At 68.0% G+C, this 25,730-nt stretch carries 23 protein-coding genes; 7 read left to right on the forward strand and 16 right to left on the reverse strand.

Annotated elements, in window-relative coordinates; genetic code table 11:
• Position 1 precedes the first annotated feature (1 nt).
• Positions 2-1,033 (reverse strand): Bug family tripartite tricarboxylate transporter substrate binding protein, encoded by a 1,032-nt coding sequence (locus tag AAW51_RS17620; RefSeq protein ID WP_053013683.1) that lies wholly within the window; start codon positions 1,031-1,033, stop codon positions 2-4.
• 51 nt (positions 1,034-1,084) lie between these two features.
• Positions 1,085-1,357, reverse strand: a complete 273-nt coding sequence (locus AAW51_RS17625) for a DUF2164 domain-containing protein (protein WP_047195644.1) — start codon at positions 1,355-1,357, stop codon at positions 1,085-1,087.
• Positions 1,358-1,657: 300 nt separating this feature from the next.
• On the opposite strand from AAW51_RS17625, the gene AAW51_RS28310 reads away from it, so the two are divergent.
• Together AAW51_RS28310 and AAW51_RS17635 are read left to right on the forward strand one after the other, a co-directional pair.
• On the forward strand, positions 1,658-4,369 hold the full coding sequence (locus AAW51_RS28310; protein WP_169788047.1) for a CHASE domain-containing protein: 2,712 nt from the start codon (positions 1,658-1,660) through the stop codon (positions 4,367-4,369).
• A gap of 123 nt (positions 4,370-4,492) precedes the next feature.
• The gene (locus AAW51_RS17635) at positions 4,493-5,485 is read left to right on the forward strand and encodes a GlxA family transcriptional regulator (protein WP_047195645.1); all 993 of its coding nucleotides are present in this window, start codon (positions 4,493-4,495) and stop codon (positions 5,483-5,485) included.
• 119 nt (positions 5,486-5,604) lie between these two features.
• On the opposite strand, the gene AAW51_RS17640 is transcribed toward AAW51_RS17635, so the two are convergent.
• Both AAW51_RS17640 and AAW51_RS17645 read right to left on the reverse strand, forming a co-directional pair.
• The gene (locus tag AAW51_RS17640) at positions 5,605-5,892 is read right to left on the reverse strand and encodes a hypothetical protein (RefSeq protein ID WP_047195646.1); all 288 of its coding nucleotides are present in this window, start codon (positions 5,890-5,892) and stop codon (positions 5,605-5,607) included.
• 53 nt (positions 5,893-5,945) lie between these two features.
• Positions 5,946-6,128: a hypothetical protein gene (locus tag AAW51_RS17645; protein ID WP_047195647.1), complete on the reverse strand. Its 183-nt coding sequence runs from the start codon at positions 6,126-6,128 to the stop codon at positions 5,946-5,948.
• A gap of 749 nt (positions 6,129-6,877) precedes the next feature.
• Here AAW51_RS17645 and AAW51_RS17650 point away from each other — a divergent pair.
• Positions 6,878-7,309, forward strand: coding sequence for a histidine phosphatase family protein (locus AAW51_RS17650; protein WP_047195648.1), 432 nt, complete (start codon positions 6,878-6,880; stop codon positions 7,307-7,309).
• A gap of 16 nt (positions 7,310-7,325) precedes the next feature.
• On the opposite strand, the gene AAW51_RS17655 is transcribed toward AAW51_RS17650, so the two are convergent.
• Complete coding sequence (locus AAW51_RS17655) at positions 7,326-7,658, reverse strand: H-NS family nucleoid-associated regulatory protein (protein ID WP_047195649.1); 333 nt, start codon at positions 7,656-7,658, stop codon at positions 7,326-7,328.
• Positions 7,659-7,804: 146 nt separating this feature from the next.
• Entirely contained in the window at positions 7,805-8,842 is a 1,038-nt protein-coding gene (locus AAW51_RS17660) for an AraC family transcriptional regulator (RefSeq protein ID WP_047195650.1), read from the reverse strand.
• A gap of 279 nt (positions 8,843-9,121) precedes the next feature.
• Between AAW51_RS17660 and AAW51_RS17665 the strand changes: the two genes are divergently transcribed.
• Together AAW51_RS17665 and AAW51_RS17670 are read left to right on the forward strand one after the other, a co-directional pair.
• Positions 9,122-10,246: a zinc-binding dehydrogenase gene (locus tag AAW51_RS17665; RefSeq protein WP_047195651.1), complete on the forward strand. Its 1,125-nt coding sequence runs from the start codon at positions 9,122-9,124 to the stop codon at positions 10,244-10,246.
• A 74-nt stretch (positions 10,247-10,320) separates the two neighbouring features.
• Positions 10,321-11,745, forward strand: a complete 1,425-nt coding sequence (locus tag AAW51_RS17670; RefSeq protein WP_047197979.1) for an aldehyde dehydrogenase family protein — start codon at positions 10,321-10,323, stop codon at positions 11,743-11,745.
• A gap of 98 nt (positions 11,746-11,843) precedes the next feature.
• On the opposite strand, the gene AAW51_RS17675 is transcribed toward AAW51_RS17670, so the two are convergent.
• From AAW51_RS17675 to AAW51_RS17720, 10 genes are all read right to left on the reverse strand, one after another.
• Positions 11,844-13,463, reverse strand: a complete 1,620-nt coding sequence (locus AAW51_RS17675; protein WP_053013686.1) for a carboxylesterase/lipase family protein — start codon at positions 13,461-13,463, stop codon at positions 11,844-11,846.
• A 75-nt stretch (positions 13,464-13,538) separates the two neighbouring features.
• Positions 13,539-14,600: a lipase secretion chaperone gene (locus AAW51_RS28315; RefSeq protein WP_053013688.1), complete on the reverse strand. Its 1,062-nt coding sequence runs from the start codon at positions 14,598-14,600 to the stop codon at positions 13,539-13,541.
• A complete protein-coding gene (locus tag AAW51_RS17685) occupies positions 14,597-15,490 on the reverse strand; it encodes a peptidylprolyl isomerase (RefSeq protein ID WP_047195652.1) in 894 nt (297 codons plus the stop codon). The genes AAW51_RS28315 and AAW51_RS17685 overlap by 4 nt, the downstream gene beginning before the upstream one ends.
• 132 nt (positions 15,491-15,622) lie before the next feature.
• A complete protein-coding gene (locus tag AAW51_RS17690) occupies positions 15,623-16,255 on the reverse strand; it encodes an esterase/lipase family protein (protein ID WP_047195653.1) in 633 nt (210 codons plus the stop codon).
• A gap of 346 nt (positions 16,256-16,601) precedes the next feature.
• A complete protein-coding gene (locus AAW51_RS17695; protein ID WP_053013690.1) occupies positions 16,602-17,237 on the reverse strand; it encodes an esterase/lipase family protein in 636 nt (211 codons plus the stop codon).
• 367 nt (positions 17,238-17,604) lie between these two features.
• Positions 17,605-18,222, reverse strand: a complete 618-nt coding sequence (locus tag AAW51_RS17700) for a TetR/AcrR family transcriptional regulator (RefSeq protein ID WP_047195654.1) — start codon at positions 18,220-18,222, stop codon at positions 17,605-17,607.
• Positions 18,223-18,296: 74 nt separating this feature from the next.
• On the reverse strand, positions 18,297-19,970 hold the full coding sequence (locus tag AAW51_RS17705) for a long-chain fatty acid--CoA ligase (RefSeq protein ID WP_047195655.1): 1,674 nt from the start codon (positions 19,968-19,970) through the stop codon (positions 18,297-18,299).
• Between the two features lie 67 nt (positions 19,971-20,037).
• Positions 20,038-21,270 carry an acyl-CoA dehydrogenase family protein gene (locus AAW51_RS17710; protein ID WP_047195656.1) on the reverse strand — a complete coding sequence of 411 codons (1,233 nt, stop codon included), beginning with the start codon at positions 21,268-21,270 and terminating at the stop codon, positions 20,038-20,040.
• A gap of 48 nt (positions 21,271-21,318) precedes the next feature.
• On the reverse strand, positions 21,319-22,410 hold the full coding sequence (locus AAW51_RS17715; RefSeq protein ID WP_047195657.1) for a phosphotransferase: 1,092 nt from the start codon (positions 22,408-22,410) through the stop codon (positions 21,319-21,321).
• A 16-nt stretch (positions 22,411-22,426) separates the two neighbouring features.
• Positions 22,427-23,200, reverse strand: coding sequence for an SDR family oxidoreductase (locus AAW51_RS17720; RefSeq protein WP_047195658.1), 774 nt, complete (start codon positions 23,198-23,200; stop codon positions 22,427-22,429).
• 253 nt (positions 23,201-23,453) lie between these two features.
• On the opposite strand from AAW51_RS17720, the gene AAW51_RS17725 reads away from it, so the two are divergent.
• Positions 23,454-25,250: an acyl-CoA dehydrogenase gene (locus AAW51_RS17725; protein WP_047195659.1), complete on the forward strand. Its 1,797-nt coding sequence runs from the start codon at positions 23,454-23,456 to the stop codon at positions 25,248-25,250.
• Positions 25,251-25,270: 20 nt separating this feature from the next.
• The gene (locus AAW51_RS17730) at positions 25,271-25,723 is read left to right on the forward strand and encodes a PaaI family thioesterase (RefSeq protein ID WP_047195660.1); all 453 of its coding nucleotides are present in this window, start codon (positions 25,271-25,273) and stop codon (positions 25,721-25,723) included.
• Positions 25,724-25,730: the final 7 nt, after the last annotated feature.

The following is a 25,730-nucleotide window of genomic DNA, read 5'->3' on the forward strand; positions in this document are numbered from 1 at the left end:
TCTACGACGCGTCGAGCTTCAAAGCCGAGTGCTTCACCACGTCGCGCCAACGAGCGATTTCGGTGTGCACGAAACGCCCGAACGCGTCGCCGTACAAGTCGGGTGAGTCCGTCCCGAGCGCCGTCCAGGCACTGCGCAGTTCCTGGGTGTTCAGCGCCTGACGCAAGGCCGCTTGCATGCGTGCGACCGTGTCATCGGGAACCTCGCCTGTCCCCCACAGCCCATACCAGGTCGAGACCCGATAAGCAGGCAAGCCCGCTTCCACGGTGGTGGGCAAATCAGGAAAGGCCGCAGCCCGTCTCTCGGCCGCGACCGCCAGCGGCCGTAACCGTCCGCTCTTGATATGGGGCGCCGACGATCCCAGCCCGTCGAACATCAGGTCCAGCTGCCCCCCGACCAGGTCCTGCAGCGCGGGGCCCGCGCCGCGGTAGGGGATGTGGGTCATGAAGGTCCGCGTCTGTTGCTTGAACAACTCGCCCGCAAGATGATGGCTGGTGCCGGTACCGGCCGAGCCGAAGTTCAGCTTCCCGGGCCGCCGGCGCACGTACTCGATGAGACCCTGCAGGTCGTTGACCGGCACGCGAGCGGGGTTGACGACGATCACCTGGGGCGGATGGGACACCAGCCCGATCGGTCGAAAGTCTGTCTCGATGTCGTAGCCGAGCTTGGCATACACGCTCGGTGCGATGGCATGGTGCACGGCGCCCAGCAAATAGGTATGGCCATCGGGTGCGGCCTTCGCCGCCACGGCCGCCCCCAGCGTGCCGCCGGCCCCGCCATGGTTCACCACCAGCACCTGCTGAGCGAGCTGCCGAGACAGGACGGCCGCCAGCGGCCGCGCATAGGCGTCCGTCCCGCCGCCAGCGGGAAAGGGAACCATCAAGGTCAACGGGTGGGTCGGCCACTCGGCGGCTGGTGCGCCCACAGCGGGCCAAGCCAAGGCGGACGAAGCTGCCGCAACTTTCAGAATCTGGCGGCGGGTCCACGCGCGGTGGGTGGTGCGATGGGTGGTGCGAGGGTCGAACGTCTGCATGCTGACACCTGTCGAACAAGAGGGGCATCTGCCTCTACAGCCTTGACGCCGCTACCGCCCCTTGCCCTTCTTGTCGTACTTCCGCCAATACTGGAACTCGTCTTCATGCACCTCGATGTCGAGCTCCGTCACCCGCATCTGCAGGCGTTCCTGCGCATCGGCGACCGCCTGGTTGTAGATGGAGGGCCCGACCTCCTCGAGGAAAAAGCCCAGTAGCGCACCGGCGGCGATGTTGCCGATCCGTTGCTCCATGTTCTCCTCAAAGTAGCGCTCGATCGAGGCGATGGCCTGCTGGCGTGCTTCCTTGGGCAGTTCGATGGTCATCCACGGTTCTCCTGGCAGGGGATCAAAGAGACGGCCACTCCGACAGCCCCGACGCGCAAGTGTCGCGCGCCGTGCCCTCGCCGTCGGTGGCCAGTATGGCCGCGATCGCCCTGCCCGCGCTACCGGCCCCACAGGGCACCGCGATTGCTCACAAGGCTTGCGCGCCTTCCCATGGCCGGCCAACGGTCCCCCGCCACCCTGGCCAACAACAGGTCTCGCCGAGACGGCGGGCGCCACTCTCCTTCCGGCACGCCGTGCCGGCGGTCTTAGGCGCCGTCCGACTCGGCGATGTTGCAGCCCATGAACAGCCGCCGTGTCGAATCAACACCCCTGTGGTCCCTGCGCCCGCGCGGCGGGTGGCGGCATGCGCTGCCCGGGCTGGTGCTCGTGCTCGGCTGCGGCCTCACCGCATGGGCTGCCCAGTTCGCCGGGCGTCTGGAGGAGCGTGAGGCACGGCGCGAACTGCAGGAGCATGCCCGCATCGTCGGGTCTACCGTCGAGCGGCGCATTGGCGGCTGGGCGGAGGTGCTGCACGGTGTGCGCGGCTTGTTCGCCGCCTCGCAAGTGGTGACCCGGCGCGAGTTCAGCGAATATTTCGAACAGCTGGAGTTGCGGAGGCGCTATCCCGGCTTTTTGTCACTGCAGTTCGTCCGCTACGTTCGCCACCAGGACAAGGCGGCGTTCGAAGCCTCGCTGCGCGCCGAGATACGCGAGCCGGGTCGCTACGGCGCAAATTTCGCCATCCACCCCGAAGGCGAGCGAGCCGACTATTACGTGACGCACTTCATCGAGCCCATTGCAGGCAACGAGAGGGCCCTCGGCTTCGACGCGGCACTCACGCCGCAGCGTCGCGAGGCACTGGAGCGCGCGCGTGACCGCGGCGAGCTGACCGGCTCGGGCCGCTTGCAGCTGGTGCAGTCGGGCAACAAGGTGGGCTATGTGTTGCGTCAGCCGGTGTACCGAGCGGGCATGCCTCGGCGCACGCTCGAGCAGCGGCGTGCGGCCTTCCTCGGCCTGAGCACCGTCGTGCTGAGCGTGGAGGACTTCATCATCTCGATGATGGGCCGGGAGCTGCTCGAGCGGGTCGACTTTCGTCTGCACGACGTCGGCTGGGCCGGTGAGGCCGTCGCGCCGCCATCGCCGCACAACCTGCTGTACGACTCCGCTGCCCAGGGGCCCCACGAGGTGGCCTCAGCGGGTGCGCTGTCACACGCGGCGACCGTGGCAGTGGGTGGACGCGTATGGCGATTCGAGTTCCGGCCCCGCTCGCACGGGCCCGGCACGGCGAGCGACACCAGCACCACGCTCGTCTTGGCGTGCGGCTTGCTGGTCAGCCTGCTCGTCTGGCAGCTGTTGCGACTCCAGTTGGCCGGGCGGGAACGCCTCGAAGCGCGGGTGGCACAACGGACGCAGGAACTAGCCCTGGCCAACGAGGCGTTGCGCGACAGCGAGCAGCGCCTCGAACTGGCGCTGGCCGGCGCCGACCTGGGCGTGTGGGACTGGCACATCGAAACCGGCGTGTTGCGGTGGAACGAGCGCTGGCTGGCCCTGCGCGGCTACACGGAGCCACCTGATTCACCCGACCTGGAGTGGTGGCGCGAATTGATCCACCCCGACGATCGGCCTGCGGTCTCGGCGGCACTGCAGGACCACCTGGAAGGCCGGCTCCCGTCCTACTCCGCCGAATACCGGGTGCGCACACAACAGGGCGGCTGGCTGTGGTTGCTCGACCGCGGCCGAGTGGTGGCACGCGATGTCGACGGCCGGCCTTTGCGCATCTCGGGCACCAACCTCGACATCAGCGAACGAAAGCGCGCGGAGGATGCCCGCGTCGCCGCCGATACCGCCCAGCGACTCGCGGCGGCCAAGGACGAGTTCATGGCGCGCATGAGCCATGAACTGCGCACGCCGCTCAACGCCATCCTCGGCTTCACCCAATTGCTCCAACGAGAGGCCGAAGCCCCCTTGGCGGAACGGCAGCGCGAGCGGGTGCGGCAGATCCGGCGTGCCGGAGAGTACCTGTTGGCGATGGTCACCGACCTGTTGGACCTGTCCGCCATCGAAGGCGGACATGTTCCTATCGTTCGGCAAGCCGTGTCGATCGCGCGCGCGACCGCCGAGGCGGTGGACATGGTGCGTCAGCAGGCCGAGGCCGAGGACGTGACGCTGGAGAACAAGGCCCAGCACAGCGAGGGCATGGTGGAGGCCGATCCGCTGCGCCTGCGCCAGGTGCTCGTGAACCTGCTGACCAATGCGATCAAGTACAACCAGCCGCGCGGCCATGTCACGCTCGACGCCGTCGCCCGCGCGGGCGAGTGGGGTTTGTCGGTGGTCGACACGGGCATCGGCCTCGCAGCCGAGCAGATCGACAAGTTGTTCCAGCCGTTCGAGCGGCTGGGCGCACACCGGCTGGGCATCCCCGGCACCGGCCTCGGGCTGGCCCTGTCGCAGCGGCTGACGACGATGATGGGCGGACGCATCACCGTGACAAGCGACGTGGGGGTCGGTTCCTGCTTCACGCTGTGGTTGCCGAACGCCGGCGCGACCGCGACCCGCCCGGCCGCTTCACCGCCTCGCGGGCCCGACGTCGTCCAGCCCGCGGAGCCGGCCCCGCTGACGGTCCTCTATGCCGAAGACGACGAGGTCAACGTGCTGGTGGTCGAGGGCATGCTGGCCCTGCGGCCTGGGGTTCGGCTGCTGGTGGCACGCTCCGGGATGGAGGCGCTGGAGACCGCGCGCCGCGAGCGGCCCGATCTGATGTTGATCGACATGCAGTTGGGTGACATGCATGGCATCGAGCTGCGGGCCCGCTTGGCGGCCCTGCCGGAATGCGCCGAGGTGCCGTGCATCGGACTGTCGAGCGACGCCTTGCCCTCGCAAGTGCGCGCTGCGCGCGACGCCGGTTTTGCCGAGTACCTGACCAAACCGGTGCAGTTGCAGGACCTGCTGCGCGTGATCGACCGGCGCGCGCTCGCCGTGGCGCGCGGCATATCTTCCGTGACAAGGCCTTGATCCAACGCGGAACAAGTGCAAAGCGTGTCACGCGCTGCGTCCGCGCTTGCAAGAGACCCACGGCCTGACCAGAATGCCGCTGCCCGGACGGGCATGTTGCTAGGACACTTGCCTTCTGAGTCCATGAACGATTTCACCGTGCTCGTGCTTCCCGGGGCCTATGCATCGAGCGTCACCTTGACGCTCGACGTGCTGGCCGCCGCTGCGGCGATGGCCGTCCATGTCGGCGTCGCCCCGCCTCGCTGGCGCGTCTATGGCACGCAGGCAGGCGACATCCACCTCCCGCACGGCCTCACGCTGCGCTCGCGGCCACTGCCGCTGCGCGCGCGCCCCGATCGCTCGGTCTGGGTGGTGCCCGGACTCGGCGTCGAGCGGCCGGAGGCCGCGTTGTCACGCCTGGCAGAGCCGGACGCGCAACGTGCCATCCGTGCGTTGCGTGCCCAGGTGCGCGGCGGTGGCATGGTCGGCGCGTCCTGCTCGGCGGTCTACCTGCTGCAGGCCGCCGACCTGCTGGCCGGTCGCAAGGCCACCATCTCCTGGTGGCTGGCGCCGCAATTGCAGCGGCTCGAACCGCGCTGTCAGGTGCAAGCCGACCGGGTCGTCGTCGCCGATGGCCTGGTGGTCACGGCCGGTGCCGCACTGGCTCACAGCGATCTGATGTTGCACCTGTTGCGCGACCGCTGTGGTGCGGCCCTGGCGGACGCGGTGTCACGCGTCCTGCTGCTCGATGCACGTCAGACACAAGCGCCCTTCGTGATGCCGTCCCTGCTGGGCGGCGGCCATGAACTGGTCGCGACCTTGGTGGCTCGGATCGAGCGGTCGCTTCCGAAAACGCCGAGCGTGGCGCAGTTGGCTGCCGAGTGCGGTGTCTCAGAGCGCACGCTGTCGCGCCACGTCAGGGCCGCGACCGGGCGCAGCCCGCTGGCGCTGGTGCAAAGCGTGAGACTGAGCAAGGCGCGGCTGCTGCTCGAAGGCAGCATGCTGTCGGTCGAGCAGGTCGCCGAGCGGGTCGGCTATGCCGATGCAGGTGCACTGCGTCGGCTGATGCGCAAGCTGGTCGGTGCAACACCGCGGCAGATCCGGCCGGCAGCGAACGGGTTGTCGAAACGAAGCTGACGCCACGGCAGCAACGTCATGTCAGCCTGCCACCGGTCTGATGCCACGCACGACATCAGACCGGAGACCACCGACTGACCGGCACCACGCACCCTCCGGCGTGAGGCCGTCGGCGCGGTTCACAACCGCTTCACGCCGGGCAGGCGTCCGACGTATTTGCCGTCGACATACAGCGCACCGTCGGCGCCATCGGCGTGAAACTCGACCCGCGGCAGGGGGTGTGGCTCCTCCACCACCGCCGCGTTCGCGGCATGCGCACGAACCGGGTGCAGCCGCTCGGACAGTCGCAGCATCAAGCCACCGACCGACAGCAGCAAGGCGGCCAGGGGCCGCCGCAGCGCCCGCATGGCCAGGGTGTCGGGCCGCAGTGCGGCCGCATCTTTGGGAACAGGACTCGTCGACAACATGATCGAAAGCTCCTAGAAGGCAGCCCCGCCACCTCTGTGACGGGCCGCCGGGTTCAGCAGTTGGGCGGATGCAGGCGGTTCAACTCACGGTGCAGTTCGCGCTTCGCCTGCTGGCGTGGGGCATGGCCACGGGGCGCGTGCACGCCGGCGCGTCGTGATCGGCATGCGATCACCAGCGGGTTGCGCGGCTTCAGGCCGGAGATGACGAGGGCAGCGGGGGTACGGTTCTTTTGCATGGAGGGCTCCTGAGGGGTTCGACAACAAATTCAAGAAAAACAAACGGCCCGGCGGTTGACACCTGCCGGGCCGTCGGATGCTTCAGAAAAGCAAACGGCCCGGTGAACACCGGGCCGTCGAGAAGCGAGCGTCGCAGTGCTGCTGCGGCTCAGCCTCCTGGCGCCCCGGATGGGGTCGGTTCGTGATTCGGACGTCGCTTGGCTGTGACACACAACACCACCTTCGCAACGGCTCCACGGGCCGGACGCTGCAGGGCAGCGACGGCATAGCGCGAACCGGTCGGGGACGACACGTTCAGCGCATGAGTGGAGAGATGGAAGGAGGACACAGCGAGCTCCGAATCAAAAAGGTGGCGGGCGGGCTTCATCGTGAGAGACAACTGGCGGGACCTTTTGGTCACATCGCGGATACACACGACTTGCTTTGCATCATAAAAAGATTTCGTGAATAAGCAACACCGGGATTCCGTAGGACGAGGTGAGCCGTGCGAATTGCGCGACAGCGTGCACGACAGCGATGGGCCAGCAGCGACGGTGTTGGCACAGAGGGTCCGCGTCGATGGCATCAACCCTCAGGGGGCCGGACCACCTTCCACGTCGAAGGCATGCGCGTGCGGCCCCCATGCTGGGGATGGAACACGTCGCTGAGTCGCTCTAGGATGAAGGCTCGGGCCAGCGCATCCGCACGCGGGCCCGTTTCCCGTTTCCATCACACAAGGTTTTCAATCCACTCCTCGGGGGGGGCTTCGATGAGCAAGATTTATTTGGTCCGACATGGTCTGGTCGATTACCAGTCGCTCGGCTTGTCGGCGCAAGGTCGCGCATTCGCCGAACGGCTGCCGTCGCTGCTGCCGCCGGACGTCGACTTCCTGGCCACCGATGTCGAGCCGCGTTGCCAGGAGACCATCGGCCCACTGGCGCGCCATCTCCGCTTGACGCCGAAAACCTATGCCAAGGAAACCTTCGCCGCCGGCCTGCCGCTGATGGACGCCGCGGAGGCCAAGGTGGCGGTCATCTGCTATCGCATCGAAAGCGTCAACCCTTTGCTGCTGCGTCTGGGCTTCCCGCCCTTCACCCAGGCCGACCGCGACACTTCTTACGAGAAGATACTGGTTCACATCAACGAGAACGGTCGGCTGACCTTGCAGACCCTGGCCACGGGGCAGCGCAAGCCCGCTTGAGCTAGGGTCCGCCCGCTCACGCAGCCGGATCGGCCGGCAAAGAGCCACGCGTCGCGGGCGACTCACCTTCGGCCACGCGCAGTTCGGCCACCGTGTAGCCCTCGGTCAGCAGTGCACGCCGCAGCCACTCGGGCTGCGAGCCGTGACCATTCCACACCTCGCCGCTGAGGGGATGTCGGTAGCGCACAACGTCGTCGACCGGTGCCGGCGGGGGTGCCGCGGGCGCCGCACCGATGTCTCGCGGGGTGAGGCCCCAGAACGCCATCAGCTTGTGCACCGTGCGCAGGGCCGCGGCTTTTTCCGGGTCTTCGGGCTCGATGCCGGGGGACTCAACAACTCTTCGTTTCATGATCGCAGCTTAGGACAGATCGGCGCTCGGGGTGGGCACGTCGTGCCGCTCCGCCGGCGGCGGCAGCACATGCACGGCAAGAGCCGGCGCGGCTGGGAGCATACGCCGGAGCCGCACCGGCACGGGCAAGCATTCCCTGCCAAGCGCTACATTTCCGGTTGATATGTCGCCGGCGGTACCCGTCGCACCACCCGGGCGCCTTCCCCTCCCCCCGCCCGGTAGGCCCCGGGGGTATCCCCGGTCCATCCCTTGAACGCGCGGTGGAACGATGCGGTGCTGTCGAACCCGAGCTCGGCGGCAATGGCGGCCATCGGCTCGCGGGTGCGGGTCAGCTTCTGGACCGCGATGTCGCGGCGCAACTCGTCCTTGACGCGCTGGAAACTGGTGCCTTCGTCGCGCAGGTGGCGGTGCAGCGAACGGGTCGACACGTGCAACGCCTCGGCGGCGCTTTCGGCCGTGACCGGCAAGGGCAGCCGCCACGCGAGATGCTCGCGCAGCCGCTGGCCGAGACGCTCCTCCTGGAACGAGGCAAACAGCCAGTCCTCGGGTGCACGCCGCAAGAACTCGTTGAGTTCCTGCCGGCTGCGACGCACTGGCAGGTGCAGATAGGACGAGTCGATATGGAAGGCCGTCTGGTGCTGCTCGAACAACACCGGCCCCGGATACAGCGCCTGGTATTCGGCCGCGAACGCCGGCTTCGCGAATGAAAAATCGACCCGCTTCAAGGGAATGCGCTTGCCGATCAGCCACGACGCCACACCGTGGATCAGCTTGAGCATCAGGTCGAGCGCGACCGGCTTGCAACGACTGGCTCGCTGCGCCGGCTCCACCAGCGCCACCACGCTGGTGCCCTGCCCTTGCCACACGTCAAGCTGAAAATCGTCTTGCAGCAGGCGCAATACGTGCGACCAGCGATGCAGTGCAACCAACAGGCTGCGTGCATCCAGCAAACTCAAACAGGTGAACTTGAGCGCCCCCGGTCGCAGGGGCCGCGAAAACAGCCGCGGCATCTCGTCGTCGAGACGCGTCGCGAGCAGGCGGTACAGGCGCGCCACCTGCTGCTCGGTCACCCGGGCGGTGGGCTGGCTGGCGAAGCCGGGTGAGATGCCGACCTCTTCGAGGATGCCGGGCAGTTCGTCCCCCGGCAGTTCCATCGCCTCGCACAGGGCGTTCAGATAGGCCATCGAGAGAGTCTGCGAAGACGCGCGCACTTTCATCTGCCACCGCCGCAGAGGTTGAGTTGGCAGTAAATGCAAGGACAACGGCTCAGTTCGCAAGTGACGACCCGCCTTGACCGTAAGAAACTCCTGGGCACTGCCTATCGCCCGGGAGCGAGAAACATAGCATGCAGTGGCCGAATCTGCGACTCGGGGTTGTCCTGGAGATCAGGGCCGGTTCACACGACAGAGGGCTCTGCAAGAGGGCCTGCCCGGGCGCTGCGGCCTCATCAAGGAGAGATCACCATGTCCACCCCCCCACCGCCTTTCAAAGCCAAGGCCGTCGTCTGTCGCACCATCGGTGCACCGGTGACCGTCGAGGAGATCCTCGTGCAGCCGCCCGGGCCGGGCGAGATCACGATGAAGGTGGCTGCCTGCGGCGTCTGCCACAGCGACCTGTCGGCCACCAACGGCACCATCCCCTTCCCGCCGCCCATCGTGCTCGGGCATGAAGGCGCCGGCGTGGTGGTCGCGGTCGGCGAAGGCGTGTCGCGCTTCGCAGTGGGCGATCACGTCGTCAGCTCGTTCGTCAGCATGTGCGGCAAGTGCCGCTACTGTGCCGAGGGCCGGCCGCAGCTGTGCGACCAGTCGGCCAAGACCACCGTCAGCCTGCCCGACGGCAGCGTGCGCACCTTCGACTTGCAGGGCAAGCCGCTGGGCGTGTTCGCGGGTTGCGGAACCATGGCCGAATACGCGACGCTGCACGTGGACAGCGTGGTCAAGATCGACCGCGAGATGCCGCTCGACCGCGCGGCCTTGATCGGCTGCGGAGTGATGACCGGCTTCGGCGCCGTCCACAACACCGCCCATGTGCAGGCGGGCTCGGCCACGGCCGTGTTCGGTTGCGGCGGCGTCGGGCTCAACGTGATCCAGGGGTGCTGCATCGCGGGCGCCTCGACCATCGTCGCGATCGACACCTCCGACGAGAAGCTCGAACTGGCCCGCCAGCTCGGCGCCACCCATGTGGTCAACGTCGGCCAGCAGGACAACGTCGTCAAGACGGTGCGCTCGCTCACCCAGGGCGGCGTGGACTACAGCTTCGAGTGCGTCGGCAACGGCCAGGTGGTCTCGCAAGCCTACGGCGCGTTGCGCAAGGGCGGTACAGCCGTGGTCGTGGGGGTGGCCAAGCAGGACGACACCACCTCGATCCGCACCGCGACGCTCACCTTCGACGAAAAAACGCTCAAGGGCAGCTATTTCGGCTCCGCCCGCCCGGCCGTGGACTTTCCGCGCCTGGTCAGCCTCTACCGCCAGCGCCGCTTGCGGCTGGATGAATTGGTCACGCACGAGTATTCGGTCGACGACGCGCCGCAAGCCTTTGCCGACCTCGCCGAAGGCCGCAACGCCCGCGGCATGATCGTGTTCCGCTGAACCCTGGAAAGCCCGCGGCGACGCGTTTGTCGCGCTGCGGCTATCCTCCCAGTTTCTCTGATCCCATCCACACCATGAATCGTCGCGACAAGTTCTACATCGGCGGCGCCTGGATCCCCTGCCATGGCGCAGAGATGATCGAGGTGCTCTCTCCTTCCACTGAAGAGGTGATCGGCGCGGTGCCCGGCGGCACCCAAACGCATGTGGACAGCGCCGTCGCCGCGGCACGGCGCGCTTTCGACAGCTGGTCGCAAACGCCGCCGGCGCAGCGTGCCGACGTGCTGCAGCGCATCCACGAGGGCCTCAAGGCGCGGGCCGCCGAGATCGCCCACACCATCTCGTCCGAGATGGGCATGCCGCTCACCCAGTCGCTCAAGATCCAGGTCGGCATGCCGGTCGCGAGCTTCAAGATGTATGCCGAGCTGGCGCGCACGACCGAGTTCGAAGAACGCGTGGGCCACTCGCTGGTGCTGCGCGAAGCCGTCGGTGTGGTGGCCGCGATCACGCCGTGGAACTATCCGCTGCACCAGATCGCCGCCAAGGTCGCCGCCGCGATGGCCGCCGGCTGCACCGTCGTGCTCAAGCCGTCCGAGGTGGCGCCGTTGAACGCCTTCCTGCTGGCCGAGGTGATCGACGCGGCCGGCGTGCCGCCGGGTGTCTTCAACCTGGTCACCGGCTATGGCGGCACCGTGGGTGAGGCACTGGTGGCGCACCCGGATGTCGACATGGTGTCGTTCACCGGCTCCACGCGGGCCGGCAAGCGCATCTCGGAGGTGGCCTCCCATACGATCAAGCGCGTCTCGCTCGAGCTGGGCGGCAAGTCGGCTGCGGTGGTGCTGTCCGACGCCGACCTGCCCCGTGCCGTGCAAGGTGTGGTGGCCAACTGCTACATGAACGGCGGCCAGACCTGCACCGCCCACACGCGCATGCTGGTGCCCGACGCGTTGCACGACGAAGCCGCGCGCCTCGCGGTCGAGGCAGCAGCCGGCTGGCGCGTCGGCGATCCGTTCGACGAGCGCTCCACCCTCGGGCCGGTGGCCTCGGCGATGCAGCGTGAGCGCATCCGTGAATACATCCGCGCCGGCATCGCCGGTGGCGCCGAGCTGCTGTGCGGCGGCCCTGACGCACCGTTGGGTCTGGAGCGCGGCTACTATGTGCGCCCCACGGTGTTCGGCCGCGTGCGCTCGGACGCCCGCATCGCCCAGGAAGAGATCTTCGGCCCGGTGCTGTCCATCATTCCCTACCAGGACGAGGACGACGCGGTGCGCATCGCCAACGACACCATCTACGGCCTGTCGGGCGCCGTGTGGTCGGGCTCGGACGAACACGCACAGCAGGTCGCGCGTCGCATGCGCACCGGCCAGGTCGACATCAACGGCGGCGGCTTCAACCTGAAGGCACCGTTCGGCGGCTACAAGCAGTCGGGTCGTGGTCGCGAGCTGGGCCGCTACGGGCTGGAGGAATTCCTCGAATACAAGTCGCTGCAGTTCAAGCGCTGAGCAGCAGAGGCTGGGCGCCGTGCCGCGGCGCCGATCGTCAACGGCCGGCCCTCCGCAAGGGGGCCGGCCGTTGTCTTTCTACGGCCTCACGGCCCGGGTCAAACGCCCGGGGTCCAGGCCTCGCAATGGTGCTCTTCGCTCAGGTCGGTGATCACCGCGTTGCCTTCGGGAGCCAACCGCCAGTAGCGGTCATTGGCGTCGTAGCGCGGCCAGGCCGACGCGGTCGTCCCGTTCGGATTGCCGGTCTTCGCGAAGTTCGTCCAATACGCCACCAGACTCGCCGCCAGGTCACGCTGCTGGGCATTCAAGGTCTGCCCCGCAGCTGTCGGCACATCGAACAGATACTGGATCTCGGCCGCGTGGTACGACTTGTACGGGAAGCTTGCGGGTGGCTGCAGCGACATCGGCGCGTTCGGGTCGTCGAACTCATAGGTGTAGACCGGCACCTGGTTCATCAGACCGCGCGCCAGCCGTCGTCCGCCACAGACGAAGGTCGCATCGGTGCGCAAGGCGCTGATCGCCAGGCTCGGGCTCTCGTAAGCCGACAGCGGGTACAGCGCCAAGGCCTGCTCGGCGCTGAGTGCCGTGCCGACGACCGCGGCGGCCACGGCGGCCGGGTAGTCCGCGGCCGTCAGCGGGCCGTTGCGCATCTCGCTCTGCGAATACTGGAACACCGTGTATTCGTCATGCGTCGCGCCGGTCAGCACCGGCACCTTGTTGAAGCTGGCCGAAGCAAAGGCGGCGGCAGTGGTTTGCGTCAACAAGGCGCCGTCGACGTTGGGCGCGTAGGCACGCGGTTGCTTGGCGACGATCTGGTCGACCGGCAAGGCGCGCAAACAGTTCGCCGCGTTGGCATCGTCGGGGCAACCGAGTGTGGCAGCCGCGGCGACGCCGGCCGCCTGCGCGGCCGCCCCGCTCGGCTGGACCGACATGTAGCCGCCGCTTTGCACGATGGCCTTGTGGAACAGGCCGGCCGCGAGCGGCGAGGCCAGCTGCGTCACGACGCTCGCACCGCCCGCCGATTGGCCGAACAGCGTGACGTTGCCGGCGTCACCGCCGAAGTTGGCGATGTTCGACTGCACCCATTTCAGCGCCAGTTGCTGATCCATCAGCGCATAGTTGCCCGAGCGGCCCTGCGCGTCGTTCAGGGCCGGGTGCGCCAGAAAGCCCAGGGCGCCGAGCCGGTAGTTCAGCGTCACGACGACCACACCTTGTTCCACCAGCCGGGTCGGGTCGTAGCCGTTGCTGCGACCGAGGTAGAAGGCGCCGCCATGGACCCACACCATGACCGGATGCGGGCCCGGTGTGGTCGGCGCGTAGACGTTCAGGTAAAGGCAGTCTTCCTGACCGCCGGGGGTGCCGTACTGCAGCGGCGCGGTATCCGGCTGTGGGCAGTGATTTCCGAAGGCGGTGGCCTCGCGCACACCGGCCCAGGCCGCGGCCGGCTGCGGCGGTTTCCAGCGCAGCGCACCGACGGGCGGTGCAGCATAGGGAATGCCGAGCCAGGCACGCAGCGTCGCACGCTGGCTGCCCTTCACGATGCCACCCTGGGTGTTCACCACCGTGGCGTCGGCCGGCGGGTCGACCGGTGGCGGCTGGTCGTCATCGTCGTCGCCACCGCCGCAGGCGGCCAGGCCACAGGCCAGAAAGGCCGCCACCAGCCAGCGGCCGGTGGTGCTGCGGGGCCCTTGCGGGCGTTGCAGGCGGTTGGGTTTCATCGTGCGTCTCCTTGGTTGTGTGGCTCGTCGGACGAGCCTTGTCGTGCGGCCCGGCGGCCGCGGTGGTGGCGCGCCTTAACGGCCGCGGTCACGTTCATAAGCACGCGCGGCGGCCAGTTCACCGTCGGCGAAATGGCGTCGCAACAGCTGTTCGACCTGGGCCTGGCGCTGCGACGCGTCGGGCACACCGGCGGCTTCCAGGGCACGCCGTTCGGCCGCGTAGGTGTCGTAGCGGCGCTGCCAATCGGCCTGCTGGGCATCCATCTGCGCGAGGTAATCGGCCTCTTCGGCGCCGAGGCGCGCACGCCGGAACGCGAGCACTTCTTCGGCCGTGGCGCCACGCTCTCGCATCGCGGCGACTTCGGCGGCGACCGCCAAAGCGCGGTCGCCGACGCCTGCCACGGCGCCGCCCGGCTGAGCCGGTGGCAGCGGTTGCTGTTGCTGCTGCAACGCCTGCAGCCGCGCGAGCTTTTCGCGCTCGCTCAGGCGCGGATCGGACTCGATCTCGGCGCGGGCCAACGCCAGCCGGGCCTCGGCCTCCTGCTCGCCGAACAGCGCCTCGCCTGCCGCCGCATCGAAGTGCTGCCGCCGCAACGCCGTGGTGCGCTCGAGCAGCGTGCGCACTTCGCCGAGGCTGGCCGGCATGCCGGCCGCGGCGCTGGCCTGCTGCACGTCCTTGCGGTAGTCGCGGTAGCGGTGCAGCAGCTCGAGCACCTTGTCGGCCTCCTCGGAAGGCAGGCTGCCGCGCAGTTGCCGCTCGAATGCGGCGAGGTCGGCCTGATCGGGCTGCGCCCCCAGTTCGCCCAGCACGATGTCGAGGGCCGCGCGGGTGCGCTGGTCGACCACCAGCCCGCCGCCATAGCCCAGCTCGAACATGCGGCTGGCATCCAGGCGGCCGGCCTGTTCGAGCAGCGGAGGGGCCAGGGGCAGGCCCGCGCCGGTCGGCTGGTGGGCGGCCCGGGCGTCGTGCCGCGCAGCGGCGGCCTCGGGGGTGGCAAGGTCTGTCTGCACGGTCCAGACCACGGCCCCCAGCACGACGGCGGTGCCGAGCAGCACCGCGGCGAGCAGCGCGCCCGCAGAGCTGCGCCGGGGCGGGCGGCCGTTGTCCTTTCGGTTGGGCACCACGCCGGCCGTCATCGGGTCATCCTCGCCGTGGCACCCACGTTCAGTTCGACCGCAGCTTGCCGTTGCAGCGCGGCCAGCCGGCCCTGCACCTTCTCATGCAGCAATTCCTCGCGCAGCACCGCGCGCATCGAGTCCAACGAGGGCCGCGGCAGCTCGCGGCGCCCCTGCAGCAGCACCACGTGCCAGCCATAAGGTGTTTGCACCGGTTCACGCGTGTACTCGCCCACGCCGAGCGACTGCAGCGCGGCGGCGAACGGAGCTTCCAGCTGGTTGAGCATCAGCCAGCCCAGCTCGCCGTTGCGCCGGCTGCGTGTGTCGGTAGAACGCGCCTTGGCCACGGCGGCGAAGCGCGCGCCGCGCTGCAGCTGGGCGATGGTCGCGCGGGCGGCCGCCTCGTCAGGCAGCAGCACATGGCTGACCTTGTATTCGTACTGCGGCGGCCGCTCGCGGTAACGCTGCTCGATTTCGGCCGGCTCGACGCGCACCTCGGCGACGATCTCGCGCACCAGCTGCTGCGCCAGCAGCGTCTTGCGCTGCAGCTCGAGTTCTGCGGCCACCTCGGGCCGCTGGTGCAGCCCCCGCTGCGCCGCGGCCTGCACCAGCACTTCGGTCATCACCAGGTCGCGCAAGGCGGCTTCGCGGTCTTCCGGCGTCGGCGCGGCCTTTGCGTCGGGGGCGGCTTCCTCGTACGGATTCGGCACCCCCTGGCGGGCCTGCAGCAGCGCGTCGAGCAAGGACCGCTCGATGCCCACGCCGTTGACCTTGGCCACCGCCGTGCCGGCAGCGCCCGGTGGGTTCGCATCGCCCGCGGCCCACGCTGGCACTGCGAGGGCCAGCCAGCACAGCAGGGCCGCCAGCGCTGCGCTCGTCAGGCCCCGACACGTCTTGGAATGCACGTGCATCACGACTCTCCCCGGACCGAACGGTGCAAGTGCCCCGCCCGGCCCTGTCTCATCATCGGTCGAGTGCGACGACACCACCATCGCGATGTCGTCGCCCTGCAGGTCAGGTGCACGTTCGGTGCACCGTCACCCTCATTGCAACTGCGTGCGCAACTGCGTGTACACGCGAGAGTCGGTCAGCAGGTCGAGATGGCTGACGTCGGCAGTGCGCGTGCTGACACCACACTGCGCGCTGGACGCCGGCAGGATGATGCCGTCGGTGTTCGACCACAGCGAGCGGTCGCAGGCACGCGAGCCCAGCGTGGTCAGCAAGCTGGAGCCGGGGCGCATCTCGAAACATGCGGGGCTGTAGCACGCATAGGCCCAGGTGGTGCCGCGGTGCGGCGTGCCCAGCGTCACGAAGCGGCGGGTGGCCGTTTCGCCGCCCAGCTCCGCGCGATACCAGCGCGACACCAGCCCGCCGTTGGAGTGGGCGACCAGCGCGATGCGGGCGTTGCCGTGGCGCGAACGCACGGTGTTGACGAAGCTGCGCAGCTCGCTGGCGCTGGTGCGGTTGCTGCTGACCAACGAGTTGTAGTTGAAGGTGTAGAGCGAGCCGGACGCATAACCGCTCGACCGGAAGCGGCCCAGCATGGTGTCCCAGTTGGATGCGCTGCCGGAATAGCCGTGCACGAACACGATGGGCTCGGTCTGCGCCGAGGCCGAGGTGCAGGCCAGCAGGCCGAGCAAGGTGATGCCGGCAAGCCGGGCTTTGAAGTACTTCAAGTCTTGTCTCCTGTCGTGAGATTGAGATCCGAAAATCCCGACCCAGGGTCTGATGCCCTTGTTTGCGCCCGACGCGCCGTGGCGGTCGTCCTTGCCATGGAGGTGCAGGTGCCCCGGCCCTCGGGCGCCCTCGTCATGCGCGAGAGGTGTCTCGAGACCGCCGGGCCGCGCAGCCCTGCCTTCCTCTCGAGCGGGGCCAGTTTGCGTTTGCACGCCGGTGTGGTCATTGGCAAGCTCAGCCGTTGTGCTGGCGAGTTCGGCCAAGGTGTTGTGCGTTGCAGCAGCAGCAGCATGAGATGGGCACGGGCGCGCGCAACGCCGACACATCGGCTCGCCCGTGCGCGCATCACTGCAGCTGCTCGCGCACCTGCTGGTAGACGCGCTCGTCCGACAGCAGCCCGTTGTGGCTCACGTCCGGCGTCCGTGTGCTGCTGCCGCACTGCGCGCTCGTGACCGGCTGGATGATCTCGTCGGTGTTCGACCACAACGAGCGATCACAGCCGCGCCCCGCCAGCGTGTTCAAGAAGCTGGAGCCGGGGCGCATGTCGTAGCACGCCGGGCTGTAGCAGGCATAGGCCGAGTTGGTGCCCTTGTGCGGCGAGCCGAGCGAGACGAAGCGGCGCATCGCCGCCTGGCCGCCGAGCTGCGTGCGGTACCAACGTGTCACCAGGCCACCGTTGGAATGCGCCACGATGCTGACCGTCGCGTTGCCATGGCGCGCCCGCACCGACTCGACGAAGCTGCGCAGCTCGCTGCCGCTGGTGCTGTTGGCGTTGACGAAGGAGTTGTAGTCGAAGGTGTAGAGCAGTTCGGCCGGATAGCCGCTGGCCTTGAATCGGCCCACCATCGTGTTCCAGTTCGAGCTGCTGCCCGAATAGCCGTGCACGAACACGATGGGCTCGGTCTGCGCCGCGACGCTGCCGCAGGCCAGCAGGGCCCCGCAAGCAACCCCGGACAACATGGCGCGGAAGTTCTTCTTCAAGACATGTCTCCTGTGACTGAGTTTGAGATCTGCGTATCCCGACCCCGGGTCTTGCGCCCTTGTCACGCGCGCCGCCACGGCGGTCTCGTCGAGACCGACCGAAACAGGCCAGCGCCCTCGTCAGTGGAGATGATCAGAAGCCGGCCACCGAACGGCGTCGTGAGCCGTGCGGCGGAGCGGCGGCGGGCAGCGCCCGGGAGTCGGGACGCTGCCGCCTGAGACAGCAGGATGAGGCTGGCACGGGACAGTTTCCCGGTCACGCCGGGCAGCGTCATTGGCAGATTCGGCCGCCGCAGTAGCAACTTCGGCCAAGGTGTTGACGAACGCAACAAGACGCCCGCCCTGCAGCACGGGCAGCGGGCTGGCTTCAGCCGTGCAGTTGGAAGCTGCGGTAGGTGGACATCAGCCGCAGGTAGGCGGCAGTGACCCGTTCGCGCACCTGGGGGTCGCGGATGAAGCGGCCGTCATGCAGGTAGCCGATCATCAGGCTGTTGATCTCGTACACCAGTTGCCACGGGTCGGTGTCGGGCCGCAGATGGCCCTCGGCCAGTGCCTGGCGCACCGTGCGCACCAGCACGGTCCGCCACCGCGTGACACTCTCGCGCAATCGCTCGCCCAGCGGGGTTTCGGCGGCCACGAGGTCGAAGGCCGCACTTGCATGCAAGGCGCCGGCCATCGGGTTGCGGGCGCTGCCGCGGCCGATCCACAAACGCACGATGGCGTCCAGTCGTGGCACGCCGCGCGGCTCGCGCAAGGCCGGCAGGAACACGTGCTCGGCGAACAGCCGCTCGTATTCCTCCAGCACCAGATACTGCAGCGACTCGAGCGAGCCGACCCGCATGAACACGCCGCTCTTGCTGATGTTCAGCCGTTTCGCGACACCGGCCAGCGACACCGTGTGCAGGCCCTGCACCACGGCGATCTCCATCGCGGCCGACACGATGGCCGCGAGCGTCTGCTCGCTCTTTTCTCGTGTGACGGGCATATGGTCCCTCTCTCTCCCTGCGAAGAGTATAGGACCGCATGGGCGGCCTTCCCGCCGCGGGCCGGCGAGGGCCTCTATGCCAGTTCGCGCTCCTGTAGCTCGCGCCACTGGATCTTGCCGGTGCCCGAACGCGGCAGCGCATCGATGAACTGCACGATGCGCGGGCTCTTGTAGGCGGCCATGTGGTCGTGCGACCAGTCGATGATGTCCTGCTCGCTGACACGGCCGCGCTGGTCGGGTTTGAGCACCACCACCGCCTTCACCGTCTCGCCGCGCCGCGCATCGCGCGCCGCGATCACGCACACTTCCTGGATCGCCGGGTGGGCGTACATCAGCGCCTCGACCTCGGCCGGCCAGACCTTGAAGCCCGATGCATTGATCATGCGCTTGAGCCGGTCGACCATGAAGAAATAGCCGTCCTCGTCGGTGCGGGCGAGGTCACCGGTGCGCAAAAAGCGCTTGCCGTCGATCTCGACGAAGCTGTCGCGCGTGGCCTGCGGATTGTTCCAATAGCCCTGCATCACCTGCGGCCCGTGCACGATGATCTCGCCCACCTCGCCCGGCGGCAGTTCGCGCAAGGTGGCCGGGTCGACGACACGCGCGTCGACGTCGCACAGCGGAATGCCCAGGCATTGCTTCTTGGGCCGCTCGGGCGGGTTGATGTGCGTCGGCGCGATGGTCTCCGACATGCCGTAGCCTTCGATGTAATCGAGCTTGCACAGCGTCTTGAGCTTTTGCGCGATGGCCTCCGGCATCGCCGCCCCGCCGCCGCTCAATCGCCGCATGCTCGACAGGTCGTACTCGCCGATGCGCGGATGTGACAGCAGATCGACCACCATCGGCGCGATCAACTGGCTCACCGAGACGCGGTAGCGCTGGATGTATTCGAGTGCGGCATCGCGGTCCCAGCGCGGCAGCAGAATCATCGTGGCGCCGATGTAGAGCGAGCCGTTCATGCCGTTCTGCATGCCGGTGACATGGAAGAAGGGCAGCACCGACAGGTGCACCGCGTCTTGCTGGGTCGACAGCCATTGGCCGCCGGCGACGGTGTTGTACATCACGCTGCGGTGGGTGTGCATGCAGCCCTTGGGGTGGCCGGTGGTGCCCGAGGTGTAGGGCATCACGGCCAGATCATCGGGGCCGGCCTGCAGCGGGCCGGGGCGCAGACCTTGCGCCAGGACGTCCATCCACAGCACGGTGCCCGGGTCGGCGATCGGCTGGCGCGGTGCGGCGACGAACTCAGGCACCCGCAGCTCGGTCGGGGCCGTTGCGTAATCGCTATAGGCCGCCACGATCACATGCTGCAGCCCCCTGCCCGCCTGGCGGCCCTCGGCCAGCAGCGGTTGCAGCTGGGGGTACAGGTCTTGCGGTGCGAAGGCGGTGGTCGCGCCCGCGTCTTCCACATAGTGCCGCAGCTCGGCCGTGAGGTTCATCGGGTTGACCGGCACCACCACGGCGTCGGCACGCAAGATGGCGTAATAGGCCAGCACGAACTGCGGGCTGTTCTGCATGTAAAGCAGCACCCGGTCGCCCTTGCGCACGCCGCACGCCTGCTGCAGGTAGCCGGCCAGGCGTTCGCTCTCGTCCTGGAAGCGCGCGTAGCTGAGCGGCGTGTCGAAGAAGATCAGGAAGGGCTTGTCGGGAAACCGCATCGCAGAGACTTCGACGTTGCGGTAGAGATGCGTCTGGGGCACCGTCAGGTGCCGGGGCAAATGGCTGGGCCAGTGGGCGTAATGGCGGTCTGACATGGTCTTGCAGTGACAGGCAGGAAAGCCCGGCACGCACAGGCGGCCGGGCGAGAGGGGTCGGGCAGGTTCAGCGTTTCGGCAGCGTCAGGTAACGCTCGAGCTCCATCTTGCCGATCTGGTTGCGGTGCACTTCGTCGGGGCCGTCGGCAAAACGCAGCGTGCGGGCGCTCGCGTAGGCGGCGGCCAGCGGGAAGTCGCCGCTGACACCCGCACCACCGTGCACCTGAATGGCCCAGTCGATCACCTGGCACGCCATGCTGGGGGCCGCGACCTTGATCATCGCGATCTCCTTCTTGGCAACCTTGTTACCGGCCGTGTCCATCATGTGGGCGGCGTTGAGCACCAGGAAGCGCGCCTGGTCGATCAGGATGCGGGCATTGGCGATGCGCTCGCGCGTGACACCATGGTCGGCGACCGCACGCCCGAAGGCGTGGCGTTCGAGCGCGCGCCTGCACATCAACTCGAGCGCGCGCTCGGCCAGGCCGATCAAACGCATGCAGTGGTGGATGCGGCCCGGGCCCAGCCGGCCCTGTGCGATCTCGAAGCCGCGGCCTTCGCCCAACAGCACGTTGCCGACCGGCACACGCACGTTCTCGAAGCTCACCTCGCCATGGCCGTGCGGCGCATGGTCGTAGCCGAACACCGTCAACGGCCGCTCCATCTTCACGCCCGGCGTTTTCATCGGCACCAGGATCATCGACTGCTGGCTGTGCCGGCTCGGGTTGTCGGGGTCGGTCTTGCCCATGAAGATCAGGATCTCGCAGCGCGGGTCGGGCGCGCCCGAGGTCCACCACTTGCGGGCGTTGATCACGTAGTGGTCACCGTCGCGCTCGACGCGCGCCTCGATGTTGGTGGCGTCCGACGACGCCACCGCCGGCTCCGTCATCGCGAAGGCCGAGCGGATCTTGCCTTCGAGCAGCGGCTGCAGCCATTCACGCTGCTGGGCCTCGTTGCCGTAGCGCACCAGCGTTTCCATGTTGCCGGTGTCGGGAGCCGAGCAGTTGAAGGCCTCGGGGGCGATGTGAGAGCGCCCCATGATCTCGCACAACGGTGCGTATTCGAGGTTGGTGAGCCCGGCGCCGTACTTCGACTCCGGCAAGAACAGATTCCACAGCCCTTGTGCCCTGGCCTTTTCCTTCAGCTCTTCCATCACGCGCGTCGGCTGCCACGGATTGCCCTGTGCGCGGTGCGCTTCCACCTCTTCGTGATAGCGGTGCTCGTTGGGATAGATGTACTCGTCCATGAAGGCCGAGACGCGCCGCTGCAGTTCGCGGACCTTGGGGGTGTAGGAGAAGTCCATGGGTGCTTCCAGTGATGTGTTTGATGCTCAACCGCGCTCAACCGCGGCTCAACCGCGCGCCAGCAGTCGCTCGACCTGCCGCCAGGCCTGCTCCGCCAGCGGACGGGCGCGGCGCCCGGTGGCCAGCGCCTCGGCGCTCGACGCGTTGCCTTGCAGCGCGCGCGCCATCACGCCTTGCAAGATGCCGGTGAGCCGGAACATGTTGAAGATGAGGTAGTACTCCCAGTCGCGCTCGGCGATGCCGTCGCGGCCGGTGCGGCGGCAGTAGGCCGCCACGTACTCGGATTCGCTCGGCAACCCCAGCTCGCGCAGTTGTGCGGCGCTCAAGTCGCCCAGGCCACGGCTGTTGTCGCCCTGCATGCGCCACGTCATGCAGTGATAGGCGAAGTCGGCCAGCGGGTGGCCCAGCGTCGACAACTCCCAGTCGAGCACGGCCAGGATGCGCGGCTCGGTCGGGTGGAAGATGACGTTGTCGATGCGGTAGTCGCCATGCACGATGCGGGTTTCGTCGCCGGCCGGGATGTTCTTCGGCAACCACTCGATCAAGTGCTCGACGGCTTCGATACGCTCGGTTTCCGAGGCTCGGTATTGCTTGGTCCATCGCGCCACCTGGCGGGCCAGGTAGTCGCCCGGCTTGCCGTAGTCGGCCAGCCCCACCTCGGCCGGGTCGACGCGGTGCAACGCGGCGATCACACGGTTCATCTCGTCGAACAACGCACTGCGCTCGGCCGGCGTGTGGCCGGGCAGCTTCGGGTCCCAGAGGATGCGACCGGGCACGTAGTCCATCAGATAGAAGGTGGTGCCGATCACCGACGCGTCTTCGCACAAGGCATGGCAGCGGGCCACTGGCACGTCGGTGCCGGCCAGTGCGCTGATCACGCGGAACTCGCGGTCGACGGCATGGGCCGAGGGCAGCAGCGCGCCGGGCGGCTTGCGCCGCATCACGTACTGGCGCTCGCCGGCACGCAACAAAAAGGTCGGGTTGGACTGACCGCCCTTGAACTGCTCGACCTGCAGGTCGCCGTCGAAGCCGCCGACCTCGGCGCGGATGAACTGGGCCAGGCGGGCGACGTCGAAGGCATGTTGCGGCGCCACCGCCCGGGTGCCGACAAAACGCTCGACAGAGGAGGACTCGCTCACGGTGTCGGCGCCTTCGTCAAATGATGCTGGCGCCGCCGTCGACCACCAGCGCCTGGCCGGTGATGTGACGCGACGCCTCGGAGGCGAGGAACACCACCGCGCCCTTCAAGTCTTCTTCGCCGCCGATGCGGCGCAGCGGCGTGCGCGCCAGCAGCGTGTCCGACAGCTTCTCGATCAACCCGTTGGCCAGCTTCGACGGGAAGAAGCCCGGGCAGATGGCGTTGACGTTGATGTTGTACGGCCCCCATTCCGACGCCAGGGTGCGGGCGAAATGGATCGCGGCTGCCTTCGAGGTGTTGTAGGCGATGGTGTTCATGCCGGGCGGCGTGCCCTTCAGCCCGGCGGCCGAGGCAATCACGATGATCTTGCCGGCCTTGGCCGGGATCATGCAGCGCCGGCCCACCTCGCGCGACAGGAAGAAGGTGGCGTTGACGTTCAGGTCCATCACCTTGTGCCAGGCCGCGTCGGGATAGTCTTCGGCCGGCGCCCCCCAGGTGGCGCCGGCGTTGTTGACGAGGACGTCCACGGTGCCGAAGCGCTCGACCACACGGTCGACGAGCCCCGGGATCTGATCGAACTTCGACAAATCGTTGACGAAGCTCTCGACCTCGATGTCGCGCGCCCGCAGATGCGCTTTCGCCTCCTCCAGCTCGTCGGCCTTGCGCGCCGTGATCGCCAGCTTGCAGCCCATCTCGCCGAGCGCCTCGGCCATTTGCAGGCCCAGGCCGCGCGAGCCCCCGGTTACCAGGGCCACGCGGCCGCTCAGGTCGAACAATGCTTTGACACTCATGCCTGTCCTTCTTCAGCAGATATGAAAACGCGGCGGGGCGCCGCAGGTGCCGTCCCGACCGTGTCCACACTTTCCACACGGCGCCCATAGTTCCGGCAGGCGGAACACCGTTTTGCGATGAGCCAAATGCTAGTCCCGTCACGCGGGCTGTCACAGGGTATTTACCAGGGGTTGACCCGTTCCGCCGCCTTAATGAATCATGGTCATCAATTCCGGAACTCATACTCTAGTTCCACGCAGTGGAAACAACAGCATGCACACCATCATCAACCGGCGCGACCTCGACTTTCTGGTTTTCGAGCTGCTCGACGCCGCGTCACTGATCGAACGCCCACGGCACGCCGACCACAGCCTCGACACCTTCGCCGCCGCCCTCGACACGGCGCAGGCGATTGCCACCGACCATTTCGCGCCTCACAACCGCCGGTCCGACGAACACGAGCCGCAGTTCGACGGCCAGCGCGTGACGCTGATCCCGGAAGTGAAGGCCGCGCTGCGCGCCTATTGCGACGCCGGCATGCTGGCCGCCAGCCACGACTACACATTGGGGGGCATGCAGCTGCCGAGCCTGTTGGCCCAGGCCTGCAGCTCCTTGTTCAAGAGCGCCAACGCCGCCACCACCTCCTACCCCGGGCTCACCCTGGGCAATGCCAACGTGATCCACCGCTTCGGCACCGAGGCCCAGAAGCGGCGCTACCTGAGCTCGCTGCTGTCGGGCCGCTTCTTCGGCACGATGGCCTTGACCGAGCCGCAGGCCGGCTCGAGCCTGGCCGACATCAAAACGACCGCGACGCCCAATGCCGACGGCAGCTACTCGATCGTCGGCCAGAAGATCTTCATTTCGGCCGGCGACCATGAGCTGAGCGAAAACATCGTGCACCTGGTGCTCGCCAAGATCCCGGGCGGCCCGCCGGGGGTGAAAGGCATTTCGCTGTTCATCGTGCCGAAGCGGCGGGTCGACGACGACGGCCAGGTGGGCGAGCCCAACGACGTGGCGCTGGCGGGGCTGATCCACAAGATGGGGTGGCGCGGGACCACGTCGACGATGCTGTCGTTCGGCGAGCATGGGCAGTGCCGCGGCGAACTGGTGGGCGAGCCGCACAAGGGCTTGTCTTATATGTTCCACATGATGAACGAGGCCCGCATCGGCGTCGGCCTCGGCGCGGTGATGCTGGGCTACCGGGGTTATCTGGCCTCGCTCGCCTATGCGCGCGAGCGCCCGCAGGGCCGCTCGCCGAGCGCCAGGGATCCGCAAACACCGCAGCAACTGCTGATCGAGCATGCCGACGTGCGCCGCATGTTGCTGGCCCAGAAAGCCTATGTGGAAGGCGGCTACGCGCTGTGCCTCTACGCGGCACGGCTGGTCGACGACCAGAAAACCGGCCCCGACGAATCGACCCGCCGCGACGCCGCGGCCCTGCTGGACCTGCTGACGCCGGTCGTCAAATCATGGCCGTCGCAATGGTGTCTGGAGGCGAACAGCCTCGCGATCCAGGTGCATGGCGGCTACGGCTACACCCGCGAGTACCCGGTTGAGCAGTTCTACCGCGACAACCGGTTGAACCCGATCCACGAAGGCACGCACGGCATCCAGGCACTGGACCTGTTGGGCCGCAAGGCCCAGATGGATCAGGGCGCCACGGTCGCGCTGCTGGCGCATCGGATGCAATCCACCATCGACGCCGCCGCGGCGCTGCCCGAGCTGCAGGGCGAGGCCCGCGCGCTGCAAGCCGCACTGGCCGACGTCGAACAGACGCTGGCGGTGCTGCGCCCGGTGCTGGCCGAGGACAGCGAGCGCGGCCTTGCCAACGCCTCGGTGTTCCTCGAAGCCTTCGGGCACACCGTGGTGGCCTGGATCTGGTTGCGGCAGGCCGTGATAGCCTCGCGCGCCCTGCCCACGGCCGAAGGCGCCGACGCCGACTTCTACCGCGGCAAGCTGCACGCCTGCCGTTGGTTCTTCGGCTGGGAACTGCCACGCACGCAGGCCCAGCATGCCTTGTTGCGGCGCCTCGACGACACCCCGTTGACGATGGCGACCGACTGGTTTTGAGCAGTAGCCTCCCCTCCACAATGACCTCACCCCACGACGCCATTCCCCCCGGATTCGAGCCGGCCTTCACCGAATCGAACACCTTCATCGGCCTGTGCGGCCCCATGTACGTCAAGCGCGGTGCCGACGGCACGCCGGTGCTGGCGATGCGCATGCTGCCGCAACACCTCAACCTGAGGGGCATCGTGCACGGCGGGCTGCTGGCGACCTTGGCCGATTCGGCGCTGGGCTACGTGCTCAACCACGCGCGCCGCGCACCGCTGTCGCTGGTCACCGTCAACCTCAGCATCGACTTCGCCGAGGCCGCCGGCCTGGGCGACTGGGTCGAGGCGCACGTCGACGTGCAGCGGCTCGGCGCCCGCATGGCCTTCGCCAACTGCTACCTGCAGGTGGGTGAACGCCGCATCTTGCGCGCGAGCGGCGTGTTTGCCGCCGTCAAGCCCGCCGGCACGCTGCCCGCCGCGCTGGCCTGACCTGCAG

The organism is Caldimonas brevitalea, assembly GCF_001017435.1.
GTDB lineage: Bacteria > Pseudomonadota > Gammaproteobacteria > Burkholderiales > Burkholderiaceae_C > Caldimonas > Caldimonas brevitalea.

Coding starts and splice junctions, on each gene's coding strand:
- AAW51_RS17620 (WP_053013683.1), bottom strand. CDS start 1,033: ATGCAGACGTTCGACCCTCGCACCACCCATCGCACCACCCACCGCGCG.
- AAW51_RS17625 (WP_047195644.1), bottom strand. CDS start 1,357: ATGACCATCGAACTGCCCAAGGAAGCACGCCAGCAGGCCATCGCCTCG.
- AAW51_RS28310 (WP_169788047.1), top strand. CDS start 1,658: ATGAACAGCCGCCGTGTCGAATCAACACCCCTGTGGTCCCTGCGCCCG.
- AAW51_RS17635 (WP_047195645.1), top strand. CDS start 4,493: ATGAACGATTTCACCGTGCTCGTGCTTCCCGGGGCCTATGCATCGAGC.
- AAW51_RS17640 (WP_047195646.1), bottom strand. CDS start 5,892: ATGTTGTCGACGAGTCCTGTTCCCAAAGATGCGGCCGCACTGCGGCCC.
- AAW51_RS17645 (WP_047195647.1), bottom strand. CDS start 6,128: ATGCAAAAGAACCGTACCCCCGCTGCCCTCGTCATCTCCGGCCTGAAG.
- AAW51_RS17650 (WP_047195648.1), top strand. CDS start 6,878: ATGAGCAAGATTTATTTGGTCCGACATGGTCTGGTCGATTACCAGTCG.
- AAW51_RS17655 (WP_047195649.1), bottom strand. CDS start 7,658: ATGAAACGAAGAGTTGTTGAGTCCCCCGGCATCGAGCCCGAAGACCCG.
- AAW51_RS17660 (WP_047195650.1), bottom strand. CDS start 8,842: ATGGCCTATCTGAACGCCCTGTGCGAGGCGATGGAACTGCCGGGGGAC.
- AAW51_RS17665 (WP_047195651.1), top strand. CDS start 9,122: ATGTCCACCCCCCCACCGCCTTTCAAAGCCAAGGCCGTCGTCTGTCGC.
- AAW51_RS17670 (WP_047197979.1), top strand. CDS start 10,321: ATGAATCGTCGCGACAAGTTCTACATCGGCGGCGCCTGGATCCCCTGC.
- AAW51_RS17675 (WP_053013686.1), bottom strand. CDS start 13,463: ATGAAACCCAACCGCCTGCAACGCCCGCAAGGGCCCCGCAGCACCACC.
- AAW51_RS28315 (WP_053013688.1), bottom strand. CDS start 14,600: ATGACGGCCGGCGTGGTGCCCAACCGAAAGGACAACGGCCGCCCGCCC.
- AAW51_RS17685 (WP_047195652.1), bottom strand. CDS start 15,490: ATGCACGTGCATTCCAAGACGTGTCGGGGCCTGACGAGCGCAGCGCTG.
- AAW51_RS17700 (WP_047195654.1), bottom strand. CDS start 18,222: ATGCCCGTCACACGAGAAAAGAGCGAGCAGACGCTCGCGGCCATCGTG.
- AAW51_RS17705 (WP_047195655.1), bottom strand. CDS start 19,970: ATGTCAGACCGCCATTACGCCCACTGGCCCAGCCATTTGCCCCGGCAC.
- AAW51_RS17710 (WP_047195656.1), bottom strand. CDS start 21,270: ATGGACTTCTCCTACACCCCCAAGGTCCGCGAACTGCAGCGGCGCGTC.
- AAW51_RS17720 (WP_047195658.1), bottom strand. CDS start 23,200: ATGAGTGTCAAAGCATTGTTCGACCTGAGCGGCCGCGTGGCCCTGGTA.
- AAW51_RS17725 (WP_047195659.1), top strand. CDS start 23,454: ATGCACACCATCATCAACCGGCGCGACCTCGACTTTCTGGTTTTCGAG.
- AAW51_RS17730 (WP_047195660.1), top strand. CDS start 25,271: ATGACCTCACCCCACGACGCCATTCCCCCCGGATTCGAGCCGGCCTTC.